This is a genomic window from Staphylococcus sp. AS1337, from assembly GCF_051408735.1.
GTDB lineage: Bacteria > Bacillota > Bacilli > Staphylococcales > Staphylococcaceae > Staphylococcus > Staphylococcus xylosus_B.
In genome coordinates this window covers 379,451-394,881 of the sequence record NZ_JBOIHZ010000002.1, presented here as the reverse complement: position 1 = coordinate 394,881, position 15,431 = coordinate 379,451, and the positions used below count along the sequence as shown (strand labels likewise).

The following is a 15,431-nucleotide window of genomic DNA, read 5'->3' as shown; positions in this document are numbered from 1 at the left end:
GAAGTTTGAGATATAATATTTCTCGTATTTTCGGGACAATTATTGCTTTGCCAGCAGCAGTTATCGCATGGTTTGTTAGTATATTTGCCTTAGATATTTATTTTATTTTTGATTTGTTGATTTCTATAGCAACATTTATAACGTTTTACTTCCCTACTCAACGATTAACTTCTAGAAAATATTTAAAAGAAATTGGTCTAACTCGTCGAGATTATCACTTTGTAAACAGTCAATTAAACAATGCACAGGATAAAATCAGACGGATATTCAAATCATTTGTAAATGTCAGATCTATTAAAGACTTTAGACAAGTAAATGAAATCTATCGAATATCTCGAGCTATATTTTATGCAGTAAAACAACAACCAAGTTCATTTTTTAAAGTCGAAAGTTTCTTCTATTCGCATATTGATAATGCATTAAATTTAATTGAAGCTTATACAAGGTTGTCAAAATCACCTAAGAAGACTAAAGAAGAAAAACAAAAATTAGAACAAACAAGAATTACTTTGGATGAAGTTAAAAGAACATTGGTAGCTGATTTAAGAAGAATTAATGATGAGGATTATAGTAAGTTAGATATAGAGATGGAATTAAACAAGATAGAACAAAGTCGGAATAAGAAGTAGCAAATTAAAACAAGAATGGAGAGAGATTTTATGGCAAGAGAACAAGACTATATAAATTCACATCCATTAGATAAATATATAGAAGAAAATTCTACAAGTGAATCTGAAGTCGTGAATTCTACCCAGTATACTCAAGAAGACCAACAAAAGATTAATGAGTTGAGTGAAAAAATAAAACCCATGGACCATGATGGCTTATTGAATTATGGTACAGAAGCTCAATCACATATGTCACAATTCTCACACCGTATTTTAAATGAAGTTAAAACAACTGATGTTGGACCAGTTGGTGAATCGTTGAATGGACTAATGAGTAAACTGAAATCAGTAAACCCTGATGAATTGAATCCAGAAAATCAATCTAAATTAAAGCGTATTTTTAGAAGAACAAAGGCATCTGTAAATGAAATTTTTTCAAAGATGCAATCGGTTGGTTCACAAATAGATCGCATATCTATCGAGTTAGACAAACATAAAAACAACTTAGTCAAAGATGTAGATATGTTAGATGAATTATACAATATGAATAAAGACTATTTTGATGAATTATCATTGTATATTGAAGCAGCCAAAAAGAAACAACATGATCTGCAACAAGAAGATGTGCCTAAATTAAGAGCGCAGGCAAAATCAACAGGTAATCAGATGGATGTGCAAGCTGCATCGGATATGGAACAATTTATTGATCGATTAGATAAACGTATTTATGATTTACAACTATCTAGACAAATTGCGATACAAACAGCGCCGCAAATACGAATGATTCAAAATGTTAATCAAGCATTAGCAGAAAAAATTCAAAGTTCTATTCTCACAAGTATTCCTTTGTGGAAAAATCAAATGTCAATTGCACTAACTTTAATGAGACAACGAAACGCAGTAACTGCTCAAAAGGCTGTTACCGATACGACTAATGATTTATTATTAAAGAACTCTGAACTACTGAAACAAAATGCTCTAGCAACTGCTACTGAAAATGAACGTGGCGTCGTTGATATTGAGACTCTAAAAACAACGCAAAATGATATTATTGAAACAATAGAACAGACACTACAGATTCAAGAACAAGGTCGTAATAAACGTAAACAAGCTGAGTCCGAATTAAATCAACTTGAAACTGAATTACAAAATCAACTTTTAGATATGAAACAAAACAAATAAATTTTTGATGCTTAATTAAATATTTAATTCGATCAGTGACTCCGGGACATAAATAGATGTTTCGGAGTTTTTGTTGATAGTACATTAAGTCGTGAAAACTTGTTATAAGGCTATTTTTTCCTAGTATCGTCTACGCCAAAAAATTTATTATAGTTAAAAAGCGTATCCATTTTTAATAATGAATACGCCCTTTTTGAATCTAAAATAAATTTACTTTCAATTTTATTTTAGCGCTAAACTTAAACAGTTATAGTATATGTTCTGGCATTGCTATGCTAAAAGTTTAATCGTTATCAGAAGATTTTTCAGTTAAAATATTGTTTTTTGAAGTTTCTTTTTCTTTATTCACTGCTATGTTTTGTTCTATAGCTAATTTATGTGCAATTTTTGGTGCTGTCCAAACTGCTGGCAACATAATGATTGATATCGGAACGGCTGTAACAATAATAAAAGATTGAATGGCATTGATACTACCTTCCCCTATATTTATTAAAATGATTGATATAACACCCATAATAACAACCCAAAAGAGTCTTATCATTTTCGGTGGATCACCTTCTCCAGTAACAGACATCGAAATTGAATACGACATCGTATCAGCAGTTGTGATGACAAATATTAACGTCAACAATAATAAAACAATTACCATTACGGTACCTAATGGCAAATGAGATGCAATTGAAATGACTGCTGCAGGTAATCCATTATTCGTTAATGGCCCGCTAATTGTACCACTGTTTTTGAGCTCATAAGATAGACCACTACCACCAAGAATAGAAAACCATATATGAGAAACTACTGCAGCTACTATAGATACAAGTAAAAATATTTCTCTAATTGTACGACCTCTAGATACACGAGCAACTAACATTCCCATTAAAGGCCCATATCCTATAAACCAACCAAAGAAAAATAACATCCACGTGCCAGCCCATTTATCATTTCCTCTAAATGTACTAATTTCTAAAAAGTGAGTTATATAAACACCATATGAAGATATAAATGTATCTATAATAAAGTGCCCAGGACCTAATAATAATATAAATGCTGCAAGTGCTAGTGCCAGCCATACATTTAATTTGCTTAAAAATTGTATGCCTTTCTCGATGCCAGTAGTGGCAGAAATGGTCACAACAACCATTAATCCTGTGACAGATAATATTTGAGTAATTATATTATCTGGTATACCAAAAATACTATGTAACCAGTAACTAAATTGAAAACCGAAGAACCCAATTGTACCAATAGTACCAGCTACAGCACCTAAAATACAAAAAACATCTATAATCCATCCAATTTTACTTTTTTCTATTTTACTACCAAAAATTGGATATAGTAGTGTACGTGGACGCATTTTTAAATGTTTATTATAGTGTGCATACATAATAATTATACCACTGATTGCTCCATAAACTGCCCACGCTGTAAAGCCCCAAGAGGTAAAACTTTGTGCCATAGCAGCTGGTATGGCTTGAGTACTGCCATTTTTAATATCAGAATCCATTGTTGGTGGGACATCTATAAAATAATACATTGGTTCTGCTGCAGCCCAAAAAATAGCTCCTGCGCCTAAGCCTGATGTAATTACGATGGCAGCCCACCTAAAATAACCCATTTCTGGTTTAGAAGCGTTTCCTAGTCGAACACGACCATATTTTGAAAATGCTAAAAACGCACCTACGGCAAACGTTGCAAGAAGTAATATTTGCCAAAAAGCTCCGAAATAAGTAATTGAGATTTGAAAACCTTTCTGAACTAAATTCGAAGTTGCCTGTGTAAAAACGGATGACATCAGTACAAATAAAACTAGGATGCCCCCACTAATTAAAAATACTGGCCAATCTAATTTTTCTTTCCATTGTGAATATTTAATATTATTCGACCCCTCTATTATACGTGTTCTGAACAATATAATTATTGAGTGTGTGATGCTATTTTTAATAATTTTAATAAGAGATTTATTAGGACATTAAATAGTAAAGCTGAATCTATAATATGAGAGGTGTAACTGTTTATGTGAAAACCATAAATAATTAATTTAAGCTTGTTTTATCTATATTAAAAAGTCATATTCTATAAAATACACTATTTTGAACTTATGAAAATACAAAGTGACTATCACCATAATACTCTTATATTGCTCTTTGACGAAACACTTGAAGTAAAGAGTATAGCTTATTTTTAAAAACTAATCAAATCGACTTTTCAAATTCATTTTCTCCAAATCATCGTGTTTTATGAATATGATTGTGAAATATATCGCTTATTATAATCAATATATTATTGGGGATTAGTAAAAAGTTTAAATAATATAAAAGCATATATTTATCGATTATTTATATAAAAAAGCAAATCAACGTCAGTTTAAGCGCCGATTTGCTTTTATTTTAAATATTATTCTTTTTCGTAAACAATTGGTTTTTGATTTTTTACCACTGTAGCTACAATATAACCTATGATTGTTGTCACAACAGCAATTGGGAACCATTCAAGTGAATAGTCTTTTAACGGCAAGCTATCAATGAAACTCAATTTTAGCCAGCCTTGTGTATGAATGACACTTAAAATAGATACGATTGTAACAATAGTAACGGGAATTTGTTGTGTAATTGGTTTTGTAGGTACAAAACGTGCTAATAAAATAAGTAATACTGATGTAATTGCTACAGGGTACACAATACTTAGTACTGGTACAGACATAGTAATAACTGAGTTAAGTCCTTGGTTTGCTAAAATAAAACTAATTAGAGTAAACACAATTACATATATTTTATAAGATATTCTTGGGAAAATTCTGTGGAAATATTCTGATACAGCTACGACTAAACCGCAAGCTGTTGTAAGACAAGCAAGTGCCACAATAATACCTAATAAATATTTACCCAATGTTCCAAATCCAACACTGGCCATAGTCGTTAATAAATATGTCCCAATATTTTGGTCATTTGCAGTCAGGCTCGCTATTTTTTCCTGAGGTACTGCCATATGATTACCTATAAATCCTAATGAGATATAAATAAACATTAAAGCTACAGCTGCAATAACGCCAGCCATTAACGTTTGTTTGAAAATTTGATTGGCATGTGTAATACCTGTTGATTTTACTGCATTAACAACAATCATTGAGAAAGCTATAGCTGCAATGGCATCCATAGTTAGATAACCATTTGTGAATCCTTGTGAGAAACCTGCAAAGTTCGATGTGAATGCTTCAGTAGCTTGACTATGGGAATTACTACCATAATCAACAAATCCTTTGATAATCATTGCTAAAATAGTGATCAATAACAATGGTGTTAATAGCGAACCAATACGATCTACCATTTTAGTTGGATTAATACATAAATATAAAACTATCAAGAAATATATTACAGTAAAGATAAACAATGCTAAACTACTATTTGTGTGTGCAATCGGTGTCACTGTCATTTCAAACGATGTCGATGCTGTACGAGGAATCGCGAACAGTGGTCCAATTGTAAGATAGATGATGACTAGGAATATGATAGAGAACTTAGGTGAAATTTTATTTAATGATCCAATATAACCTTGTTTATCTAACGCGCCTACGATAACGCCTAATAGTGGGAGTCCAATACCTGTTAAAGCAAATGCTAAGATTGATGGCCAGAAATACTGTCCACTATCTAAGCCTAAATTTGGTGGGAAAATAAGATTACCTGCCCCAAAAAACATTGCGAACAATGTAAAACCTATAATCCATGTATTTTTATTCATATGACTTGCTCCTTCTAACCAATAAAATAATATTACCTATTCTATCATGGTTAATTAGATATCGTCCATATAAATTTCAGAATATTTAAATATATCGTTTATTATTTGTCAAAATTAGCCTATTTAAAATGATTTTAATAATAGTTTTTTCAATAATGGTGATAATTGGGATGGGAGATTTTCAACACCTTCTACAAATAAAGCGTATTGTCCATATATATTATGAATCGTTTGCTCAATATCTTCTGTGATAGGCTCTTGACTCAAAAACACATTGAAGACTTCAATGCCCATTTTACGAGCTGTTTCAACCGCTTCATAAGTATCTAATATACCATCTTGGCTATAATTATATGCAGAAGGTTCTCCATCTGAAAATACAATTAAGAAACGCTGATTATGGGAGCGACGCATGAGTCTTTCACTACCAATTCTAATAGCAACACCATCTCTATTATCATCTTGTGGTTCTAATGCCATTATTCTTGGCCCATCTTTATCCATCATAGAACGATTGTATGTGATGATTTCATCTATAGTATTGGGTTGGTTTGCTTCATCGGCATCGAAGGCATCCTCATTAAATGCCAATATTTCATGTTTTACATTTAGGCTCTTTAATGTTTCGTGAAATAGTACGACACCTTTAATTGTTTCTTCCATTTTATCTTGCATACTGGCTGAAGCATCTACTAATAATGTGAACGTAGCATCGAATGACTGACTTAAGTCTTGTTTTTTATAAAATAGTTTATATTGATCGTCTATAAACCAATTGAGTAGGTTTTTTTGTAATCTGCCTTTTGTTAAATTATGTCGTTCATCTTGATATTCTCTATCAATCGTTTTTTGTATGATTTGAATTAAATCTTTGGTTTCAAACTGGACATCAGATTCAACCTTTTGGTATTGGTGGATAAATTGAGGTTGAATTTCAGGGATGTTCCATTTGATTTCGACGTTTTCATTAATTCCTTTTAAAGCGAAAGCTTGATTATGCCCAACAGAACCGCCTTGATCGTCTTCTATATTATTAGATGAACCTTTCCCCTTTTTGGTTTGCATATCAGTCATATCATCAGCAGGATCGCCTTCACGCGCATTATCATTATCACCCATGACTTGGCTATTTTCCCCTTCATTTAATTCCATTTCTAAGTATGCGCCACCTTGTGAGGCACTATCTTGATTATTTGATTCCATCTCTTCACTTACTGAATCTTCGTCTTTATCTTCATTTGAACTACCGTCTGTATTGCTCGCATCTGTTCTAGTTAAATCCTCGAATTGAAGTGCTTGTATAGATTCATAAACTTTTTTTGGTAAATGATAATATTCGTTTAGCATATCCTCTTTTAATATATCGTCAATTTGGAACATAATTCGCTCTACTAAATACATATTATCTTCAGAAGTCTTGTTATAGAAAAAGTTCGGTAAGTACATATACATATTATTTAACACATCATCAATTTGTGGATGTATTTGTGGTATATCGTAAAAGTTTTCTGTTATAAAAGAAGCCTCCAGATATAGAAATAATAAATCTGTAAAAGTAGTTTTGGTTCTGTATACATTTATTTGTGTCTTAGTGTAGTTAAGCCTAACTTCATTACGCATCTGAATAGCTGATTTTGTTGATGGGCGTTCCTTTGCTATCGTGCTTAAGATGCGTTGATCTTCGAGTAGTTTGAAAAGCTGTTGATAGAATTTAGGATGTTTGAACTCCTGATTCTGTATAACATGATTCACAACCTTTTCATCCATCATCTGATAACCATAAGTAGCGAGCATGACGTCAGTTTTTAATCCTGTAGTTTCAACATATTCATCCCTATGTGACCAAAAAGAACTCGTGATTAAAGTATTATTAATTGGATCGTAATAAGGGAACTTTTGAATCTTAACTTGTGTTTGCTCATTTTTCAATAAAAGACGTGCTAAATCCTGAAGCATCATCACTTGTTTAGCATCTAGCTGCTCGTCATTGAATTTTATAAAACGGTCACTCATGTTTATCCCTCACTAAAAGTTTAATTCTACCGCGTTTAAAATAGCTTGTTGTTCTCGCTCATCTTCTAACTTATCTATTATTGTTCGTTGAATGGCACGTTCAATTGGCATAATAGTAGCTAAATCACTTAAGTCTATTATTGCACGAATACTAGCCGCTTCTTCAGATATTTGACCTTGTTTTGTCATCGTACGTAAGTCTTCATTAAACTTAATGATTTTTTGAATTAATACAGTGTCATTTAACTGACTTTGTTGTTTAATGACATCACTTAAAATATCACCATCGATATAATCTACTTGAATGACAACAAAACGATTTTTTAATGCTTCGTTCATTGGCAAAGTTCCTATATATCCAACGTTGATTGCTGCAATGACGTTGAATCCAGGTGCTGCATTAACGACTTCTCCTGTAAATGGATTCGTCAGTTTTCTACGGTAGTCTAACACGCCGTTTAAAATAGGTAACGTCTCAGGTTTAGCCATATTAATTTCATCAATATACAGGATATGGCCTTCTTTCATGGCTTTAATTACTGGTCCATCTATAAAAACAATTTCTTGTGTTCCGTTGTCGTTGGTTTGTATGGTTTTGAATCCAAGTAGGCTTTCCGCATCTAAATCGACTGAACAATTGATTTGGTGCATTGGGCGATTCATTGTTTCGCTTAATGTTTCTGCCAATTTCGTCTTACCAGATCCTGTAGGTCCTTTTAGTAAAATGTTTTTATTTAGTTGCATTAAAGCTTCTGCATCGTTAAAGACTGTTTTATCTCTATTAATATAGTTTGTACTTGTCATCATGAATTGTCTCCTCTATATAAAATATGGCTTACTTATTTATAAAAAATCATTAAAAATAGACTGGGGCATGAATACATCATCATATTTCGCCCTAGCCCTATTTGTTAAGAAATTATTTGAACGCTCAACACAATATGAGCGCAAGATTTATTTGTTAATTCTATACCTCTTTAAAATATTCTTTGTAATAACCACCAACAAGCCCAGAGTTATCAATAATTTGGTAATATTCTTCAGTTTCATTTATAACATCATATTGTTGCCCAACAGTTAACATATCAGAAACTGTGAATTTCTTAGCATTTGTATGAATAACTTCAACTTTTTTCACTGGTGTATTTTCTTTCCATGTTTCGTGTAACATAAATAAACATTCCTCTTTCTATGATTTAATTTCTAAAGTCAATATAAAAGTGATACCACTTTTTTCACTAATTCTTAAGGATTTTTCACCTTCTTGATCTAACGATTGGTAAGGAATACCTATAGATTCAAGTTGTTGTAATGCATTTTGGAATTGTGCTTTGGATTCAGTTGCAAACTCAATTTGTTCTACAATACCATGTTTCGGCATTTTCAAATCTTCTTCAGTAGCGTGTAAGTGTAATTCCCCACCTAAACCACCTTCCCCGATTCGGAAGACTTGTACTTTATAGTCTGCGTCAGGATGTGGTGTGTATTCAGCGAAATGCGTAAGGCCAAACACTTTTGTCAAAATAGATTGAGTAAGTAATAATTCATTTACTTTAAGTAAGACTGGCCCTAAACCTTGAATTTGATGCAGTGGGTTAACAGTACTATCAAATGTGGGCATTCCTAAAGGTGCACCCGTATTATGTTCGTTTGAATAAATATTGAATGTCTGATGATTATGGTCATTAAATTCAAAATACTTATGCCCATTTAAATCAGTAATTTCACTATGATCAATTTGATGGTCATCTAAGATAGTTTGGTATTCATCTAAACCCTCGTCACTTGGTAAACGTAAACCAATATTTTCAATATGATTCTCTTGATTTGTATAGTTTGGTATTTCTACAAAATGGATACGTGTGCCGGAGTTTAGTTCTGCATCACCAAAACGGAGAGCTTGCCCTTTATCTGCAACGTTTAGACCTAATACATCTTTAAATAAAGTTTTAGTTTTTTCTAAATTATCTGTCCCTGTGGTTACACTTCTAAGACCATTCATTATATTAACCCCTTTATTCATAGCTTTTCAATCATTATAACTTATTTTACGCGTTATTTATACGATGAAGTTTATGGCAAATGTGTATATTAATTAAATTTTTAGAATATACATTGGATGAACTGAAAAAATGTATTAATATAGGTATATATCATGATTTTAATCTTATAAAAAGATTAGTTGTATATTGATTATTAATAAAGGAGGCTTGTCATAATGGGTGGTATGTGGTTTGTGTTTGGTATAACCGTACTTATTGCAGTTTATTCTGGTATTACCTTCTTCACTAACGTAAACAATAAAGCAAAACAAAAATCTCAAAATGAGCAGAGCGCTAAAAAGAATAATATTTACGGCGTTGTATTTTTGGTGTTTTTAATTATTGCTATTATTGAACTATTTGTTTATATTGCTTAATTGTAATTTTAGGTACATTATAACTATTTAAATCAATAAAAAGACATTCCTACAAGATTGTTATACATTCTAACTTGTAGGGATGTCTTTTTATAGTGAATTAATTAGGTCTTTTTAAATAGTACAATAAGCAATTTAAGTGCTATTAAAATATAAATTACAGCAAATAAACATAACAGAAGGAAATGGATATTAAGAATTGACAAATTATCGCTATTCAATTGATTTAAAAGATTGCTAATTGGTGGTAATAACCAGAATAACCATTTTGTAAATGGTACGGTCGTTATAAGTACCTCTTTAGTGAAAATGATGAGCATAATAAATATTGTTAATAACCACCTGTAAGATTTAGTGGCAATTTTCGTATTTGTAATAAAAGCGCCTAATACAATACCAAACATACTTAATAGCAGATGAGTAACTATCCCAATTAAGACAAAATTAAATGAAACAGGTTTATCAAATACATTAAGTAAAAATGGATAGATCAATGAGAAAATAAGCAGCAATGTACTAAATATATATAAATATAGTATTTTTATTAACAAATAAGTAGCCTTTGATTTTAATTGCATATAGAAAATATGACGTTCATTTAAAGTGTCACGACTGAAGTTAATAATAGTTATCCACGTCATTACTATAAATAAACCAATCGCTGTAGAGCCATAGCTTGATAGCACAGGCATATCTCGATAGATATAAATGCCAATGACCCACAGTAAGTATGTAAATACCGGTGCAATGAATTGATAAGATGTTAAAAATTTTAGATGTTCATATTTTAAAAAAGAATATAGCATTTTAAAGATCCTTTACTTCGATTATTTCGCAATTATGCTTTAGTAAATGTTGTAAAACGACATTTAAATTTTGTTTGTCAACTTGCAAGGTTACATATTGATGGTTTGAAGTTAATTTAGCACATACCCACGACGCTAAATCACGTTCAATGATTTCACTAACATATTGTTGGTTGGTAATCGTGATAGACTTCAATTCTTGATAATTAGATTGTGGCATAAATGTATAATCATCTAAACTTAATATATGAGTCGCAATTGTATGTTCAATATTAGAATCATGATCTGTAATAATTATTGTTTTAGTTTTCGATAGTTGTTTTAAACGAGTTAAAAATTGTGCTTCTGACATTTTATCTAAACCTGAAAATGGTTCGTCAAACACCATTATATCCGCATCCGTTAATAAAGTTTGGATGATATTCACTTTTTGTAAAGAGCCTTTTGAAAGATGATGTAATTTAGTATTTTGTAATGAAGATAGGTTTAATAGTGCTAAATAGTCATCGACGGTATGACTGTCAGATTTCCGCTTCATATTCAAATTTTGAATAGTTGTTAGAAATGATTTTGTTGTTAGTTTTATGTTTTTAGGGAAACTGTCAGGCGCGTAACTTGTGTAGCCAGAGACATTAATAATACCGGTATTTGGTGTTATTAATTTTGTCATCAATTTGAGTGTCAAACTTTTACCGACGCCATTCTTCCCTTTTAATAAGGTGATTGAACCTTTGGGTATTTGAAATGATAAATTATTGATGATTGTTTTATTGTTAAGCTTTAATGTTACCTGATCCATTTCTACTGCTATTTCAGTCATATATATACTCCTTTATACAATACGCAGCTATAATGATTTGTTTTTATTATATATAAGTTGTACAACGCCACTTTGGTACGTATTAGTTTTTACATGTATCAGATTAATTCTATTTGCTAAATGTTCAAATAAAGGTTTTCCAGAACCTAACACAATAGGGTGTATAGATAAGCGATATTCATCAATTAAGTCATTATTTATAAAAGAAGTTATAATATTAGAACCGCCATATAACCAAATATCTTTAGTCTGTTGAGCTTTTATTTTGTCTATATTAACTAGCATATCTTCTGGATTTATATATTCGACATCTGCAGAAACAAGATTTTTTTGGTGCGTAAATACATATTTCTGTTTGCTGTGAATCTCTTGCCACATACTATAGTCTCCATTTTCTTCATTACCTAATTGAGGTGTATAAGTCCCCCATAAATCATAGCTTTTCCTACCGAATATGATAGCGCTAATTTGTTTTAAAAAAGTATTGAAATTCATTTCTGGGTCCATAATACACCAGTCAATTTCTCCGTTTGGCCCTTCTATATAGCCATCGAGACTTACGGCGAGGTCTAAAATAACTTTTGATTGATTGTTCACATTAATACACCTACTGTTATCGATATTATGTTTAGTATATGGAAATATATGTATAAATTCAATTGATAATAATTTTAATATAATTATATTCGAATTAAAAATGCACAACGATAAAAATCGATGTGCAATAAATTATGAATGATAATAAAACTATTTAATTACTAGCAAAATGAACCACACTGTTTGATTTGGAAGATTTTTGTATAGCATCAATCATGGCGATAGATGCTAATGCATCTTTAGGCTGTATATAATCATCAGTATCTTCAATAATGCAATCGTAGAATTGGTTAATCAACTTGCCATGGCTAGGACCGTAATACGATTTATCACCATCTAGCTTTTCATCTTCATTAATTTGAATCTTATAACCTTGTTTATTCATACGTGTAAGTATATTATCTTTAATTGTTAATTTTTCGTTTTCAAATATAACCTGTAACTCTACACTTGAATTTCCAAAATTAGCGTTAGTAGCAAAGAACATACCGTTCGCATTATTTTCAAATTTAATATGTGCAGATGCTGTATCTTCTACTTCAATATCATAATCTAATAATTGAGATACGGTTCCTTTAATAGAGGTTACATTCCCGCAAAGTAGTTGCATTAAATCTAATGTATGAATGGATTGATTGATTAGAACACCTCCGCCTGCATAAGCCATTTGTCCACGCCAAGGTTTCTTTGTGTAATAGGATTCAGGTCGAAACCATGTAACAAGACCCTTTACTCCAACGACCTCTCCGTATTGTCCGCTTCGAACAATGTTTTTTAATGTCTGGAAGGTGTCGTTATATCTATTCTGGAAGCATACACCTATCTTAATTTCTGAATATTGACGTTGTAAAGCGACTAATTCGAGTCCTTCTTTCGCATTCACAGCTAAGGGTTTTTCTTGTAATACATGTACACCTTTTTCAACACATGTTGTAGTAGCAGATACATGTAAGTGGTGAGGTAAACAAATATGAACACAATCTAACTTTTCTGAATCTAACATGTTATTTAGATTATTATAAAAATTGCTATGAGGTAATTTGTTTTTTAATGACTCATTTTCATCACAAACTGCGATTAATTGAGCTTTAGGATTTTGTTGTATTGCATGTATATGAATTTGTGAGATATCTCCTAAACCGACTACACCAACTTTCAACATTTTATCATCTCCTGTTATAGGTGGATTTATTTATCTTCTGTATTGATTTTATGTTGTAAAGCCTTTTTGAATTCTGTTGGATCTACAGGCAATGTTACCTCTTTGCCTAACCAACTAGAAAGATAAATTGCATTTACGAAGTTAACGCCATTAACTCCATCGCTACCAGGTGCTATAAGCGGTGTTTCATCAATGATATTTGCAGCGAAGTTTTCAAGTACATTTATGTGTTGCTTCCCCCATACACTATCAAATTCAAAAGTATCTATCTCATAGATATCTCCCATACCGTCACCTTTGAAGATTTCTGCTACATCTGCCCAAGTCATGGTTTGGTTCATTTCATTTTCTGACTGTTTTAAGCGTTTGATAGTTATTTTCTTACTATCTTCGACTAAGATTTTTCCTTTGTCTCCTGTGATTTCTAGTCGATCCGTGCCTATGACATCATGAGTACATGTGATGAAAACACCTGTCGCCCCATTACCGTAATCTAATACGGTCGTCACATCATCATCAACATTTAAATCTCTCTGAGACCCATACTTTACATTGGCATATACTTTTTCTGGTAGTCCACACAACCATTGCATTAAATCTATTTGATGTGGTGCTTGATTAACTAATACACCACCACCTTCTCCATTCCAGGTTGCACGCCATGAACTTTGATCATAATATGCTTGCGGACGCCACCAAGTAGTAATAATCCAATTTGTACGTCTAATTTGTCCGATTTCTCCATCATCAATTAAGGCTTTAACTTTTTGATAAAGTGGATTGGTTCTTTGATTAAAGAAAATACCGAATGTTAATTCAGGTTTAGAAGCGGCTAAGTCACTAATTTCTTTTACTTTTTCGGCATAGATATCAGCTGGTTTCTCTAATAGTGCATGTATGTTTCTATCCAATGCGGCTTTACCTATATCAGTATGCAAATAATGTGGTACTGTTGTCACAATAGCATCAACATCTCCGCTTTCTAATAAATCGATATAATCTTTATAAAAAGGCGTATTTGGATATTTTTCGCTAGCTAATGCTTTTTTATCAGGATCGATATCACAAATTGCTCCAATAACTACATTTTTCACTTTATTTTCATTGATAAAGTTAGCATAAGTATTGCCTTGCGCTCCTAATCCAATTATGCCTAAACGAATATTTGTCATTATACATTCTCCTTATTTTCAATATTTTTTAAAATTTCTAAAAGCGCTTCATACTGAATTTGATATCCTTCAGCGCCATCTTTTGCAGCTGTATTTTGAATTGTTTCAGTAGAATGCTCTATTTCTAAATCTTTAATTGCATCAAATACAACAAGATGAGGTTCTAAAGTCAAGAAACCTTCATAGCCGCTATCTATCGCTTGTTTAAGAATAGACTCAATTTGGCCATCGCCTGTGCCACAAACAACGTTAATACTGTCTTTATAGACCGCATCTTTAATGTGGATGTATTCAATGTCAGGTGCTAAGAGTTCATAACAAGCTTGTGTGTCTTCTCCGCATTGAACGAAATTGGCAAAATCAAAAATCGCTTTAAAATGGTCAGATTCTACTTCATCAAGGATGAATTTACAACGACGAGCTATATCACCGAAAATATCTTTTTCATTTTCATGCAGTAAAACGACGTTATATTGCTTTGCGATTTTTGCAAATACTTTTAATTTTTTAATGACTGTATGTTGGTAATCATCAAAATTTTGATTTTTAGGTATATAAAAACTGAAAATTCTAATATACTTACAAGATAATACATTTGCGATTTGACACAAGTTTTTTAAGACATCTAATTGTTTTTCGAATGCTTCTTCATCTTGAATGTATATTTTACCTATTGGAGAACCAATAGATGAGACTGAAATATTCCATTCTTTTAATTTTGGTATAACGTTATTCTTTATTTTCTCGACTGTATAATCACCTATATTTTCATCGTCAATGCCACGTAATGAAATGTAACGCATACCTAATTCTGATACCTTTTGCAATTGTGTGTCTAAATCTGATGAAATTTCATCAGAAAAACCTGATATAGCAATGTTATTTAGCATGAATTTACCTCCATTTGTTTTAAA

Annotated in this window: 15 protein-coding genes; 3 read left to right on the top strand and 12 right to left on the bottom strand. The window is 31.7% G+C overall.

Annotated features, from left to right (window positions below; genetic code table 11):
* Positions 1-5: 5 nt before the first annotated feature.
* Both ACSUE0_RS04645 and ACSUE0_RS04640 read left to right on the top strand, forming a co-directional pair.
* Entirely contained in the window at positions 6-629 is a 624-nt protein-coding gene (locus ACSUE0_RS04645; protein ID WP_119614140.1) for a 5-bromo-4-chloroindolyl phosphate hydrolysis family protein, read from the top strand.
* A 30-nt stretch (positions 630-659) separates the two neighbouring features.
* Positions 660-1,790 (top strand): toxic anion resistance protein, encoded by a 1,131-nt coding sequence (locus tag ACSUE0_RS04640; protein ID WP_119614139.1) that lies wholly within the window; start codon positions 660-662, stop codon positions 1,788-1,790.
* 283 nt (positions 1,791-2,073) lie between these two features.
* Here ACSUE0_RS04640 and ACSUE0_RS04635 read toward each other — a convergent pair whose 3' ends face one another.
* From ACSUE0_RS04635 to ACSUE0_RS04610, 6 genes are all read right to left on the bottom strand, one after another.
* Entirely contained in the window at positions 2,074-3,582 is a 1,509-nt protein-coding gene (locus ACSUE0_RS04635; protein ID WP_436956442.1) for a BCCT family transporter, read from the bottom strand.
* 602 nt (positions 3,583-4,184) lie between these two features.
* Positions 4,185-5,528 carry a branched-chain amino acid-like transporter carrier protein BrnQ3 gene (brnQ3, locus tag ACSUE0_RS04630; RefSeq protein ID WP_436956289.1) on the bottom strand — a complete coding sequence of 448 codons (1,344 nt, stop codon included), beginning with the start codon at positions 5,526-5,528 and terminating at the stop codon, positions 4,185-4,187.
* Positions 5,529-5,651: 123 nt separating this feature from the next.
* Positions 5,652-7,541 carry a vWA domain-containing protein gene (locus tag ACSUE0_RS04625; protein ID WP_436956287.1) on the bottom strand — a complete coding sequence of 630 codons (1,890 nt, stop codon included), beginning with the start codon at positions 7,539-7,541 and terminating at the stop codon, positions 5,652-5,654.
* Positions 7,542-7,553: 12 nt separating this feature from the next.
* Positions 7,554-8,345 carry an ATP-binding protein gene (locus ACSUE0_RS04620; RefSeq protein WP_436956440.1) on the bottom strand — a complete coding sequence of 264 codons (792 nt, stop codon included), beginning with the start codon at positions 8,343-8,345 and terminating at the stop codon, positions 7,554-7,556.
* A gap of 163 nt (positions 8,346-8,508) precedes the next feature.
* Complete coding sequence (locus ACSUE0_RS04615; RefSeq protein WP_042362710.1) at positions 8,509-8,712, bottom strand: DUF6501 family protein; 204 nt, start codon at positions 8,710-8,712, stop codon at positions 8,509-8,511.
* A gap of 18 nt (positions 8,713-8,730) precedes the next feature.
* On the bottom strand, positions 8,731-9,543 hold the full coding sequence (locus ACSUE0_RS04610) for a VOC family protein (RefSeq protein WP_119614135.1): 813 nt from the start codon (positions 9,541-9,543) through the stop codon (positions 8,731-8,733).
* 216 nt (positions 9,544-9,759) lie between these two features.
* Here ACSUE0_RS04610 and ACSUE0_RS04605 point away from each other — a divergent pair, with 216 nt between their 5' ends.
* Complete coding sequence (locus ACSUE0_RS04605; protein ID WP_042362709.1) at positions 9,760-9,960, top strand: hypothetical protein; 201 nt, start codon at positions 9,760-9,762, stop codon at positions 9,958-9,960.
* 104 nt (positions 9,961-10,064) lie between these two features.
* On the opposite strand, the gene ACSUE0_RS04600 is transcribed toward ACSUE0_RS04605, so the two are convergent.
* The 6 genes from ACSUE0_RS04600 to ACSUE0_RS04575 all read right to left on the bottom strand — a co-directional run bounded on the left by ACSUE0_RS04600 (position 10,065) and on the right by ACSUE0_RS04575 (position 15,407).
* On the bottom strand, positions 10,065-10,766 hold the full coding sequence (locus ACSUE0_RS04600; RefSeq protein WP_119614134.1) for an ABC transporter permease: 702 nt from the start codon (positions 10,764-10,766) through the stop codon (positions 10,065-10,067).
* Position 10,767: 1 nt separating this feature from the next.
* Positions 10,768-11,586: an ATP-binding cassette domain-containing protein gene (locus ACSUE0_RS04595; protein WP_436956285.1), complete on the bottom strand. Its 819-nt coding sequence runs from the start codon at positions 11,584-11,586 to the stop codon at positions 10,768-10,770.
* Positions 11,587-11,613: 27 nt separating this feature from the next.
* Entirely contained in the window at positions 11,614-12,183 is a 570-nt protein-coding gene (locus ACSUE0_RS04590; protein ID WP_436956283.1) for a dihydrofolate reductase family protein, read from the bottom strand.
* A 154-nt stretch (positions 12,184-12,337) separates the two neighbouring features.
* Complete coding sequence (locus ACSUE0_RS04585; RefSeq protein ID WP_436956281.1) at positions 12,338-13,345, bottom strand: Gfo/Idh/MocA family protein; 1,008 nt, start codon at positions 13,343-13,345, stop codon at positions 12,338-12,340.
* Positions 13,346-13,371: 26 nt separating this feature from the next.
* Positions 13,372-14,517 (bottom strand): Gfo/Idh/MocA family protein, encoded by a 1,146-nt coding sequence (locus ACSUE0_RS04580; protein WP_436956279.1) that lies wholly within the window; start codon positions 14,515-14,517, stop codon positions 13,372-13,374.
* Entirely contained in the window at positions 14,517-15,407 is an 891-nt protein-coding gene (locus tag ACSUE0_RS04575) for a sugar phosphate isomerase/epimerase family protein (RefSeq protein ID WP_119615001.1), read from the bottom strand. Before ACSUE0_RS04575 ends, ACSUE0_RS04580 begins: the two co-directional genes overlap by 1 nt.
* Between the last annotated feature and the right edge of the window lie 24 nt (positions 15,408-15,431).

Coding starts and splice junctions, on each gene's coding strand:
- ACSUE0_RS04640 (WP_119614139.1), top strand. CDS start 660: ATGGCAAGAGAACAAGACTATATAAATTCACATCCATTAGATAAATAT.
- ACSUE0_RS04635 (WP_436956442.1), bottom strand. CDS start 3,582: ATGTCATCCGTTTTTACACAGGCAACTTCGAATTTAGTTCAGAAAGGT.
- brnQ3 (WP_436956289.1), bottom strand. CDS start 5,528: ATGAATAAAAATACATGGATTATAGGTTTTACATTGTTCGCAATGTTT.
- ACSUE0_RS04625 (WP_436956287.1), bottom strand. CDS start 7,541: ATGAGTGACCGTTTTATAAAATTCAATGACGAGCAGCTAGATGCTAAA.
- ACSUE0_RS04620 (WP_436956440.1), bottom strand. CDS start 8,345: ATGACAAGTACAAACTATATTAATAGAGATAAAACAGTCTTTAACGAT.
- ACSUE0_RS04615 (WP_042362710.1), bottom strand. CDS start 8,712: ATGTTACACGAAACATGGAAAGAAAATACACCAGTGAAAAAAGTTGAA.
- ACSUE0_RS04610 (WP_119614135.1), bottom strand. CDS start 9,543: ATGAATGGTCTTAGAAGTGTAACCACAGGGACAGATAATTTAGAAAAA.
- ACSUE0_RS04605 (WP_042362709.1), top strand. CDS start 9,760: ATGGGTGGTATGTGGTTTGTGTTTGGTATAACCGTACTTATTGCAGTT.
- ACSUE0_RS04600 (WP_119614134.1), bottom strand. CDS start 10,766: ATGCTATATTCTTTTTTAAAATATGAACATCTAAAATTTTTAACATCT.
- ACSUE0_RS04595 (WP_436956285.1), bottom strand. CDS start 11,586: ATGACTGAAATAGCAGTAGAAATGGATCAGGTAACATTAAAGCTTAAC.
- ACSUE0_RS04585 (WP_436956281.1), bottom strand. CDS start 13,345: ATGTTGAAAGTTGGTGTAGTCGGTTTAGGAGATATCTCACAAATTCAT.
- ACSUE0_RS04580 (WP_436956279.1), bottom strand. CDS start 14,517: ATGACAAATATTCGTTTAGGCATAATTGGATTAGGAGCGCAAGGCAAT.
- ACSUE0_RS04575 (WP_119615001.1), bottom strand. CDS start 15,407: ATGCTAAATAACATTGCTATATCAGGTTTTTCTGATGAAATTTCATCA.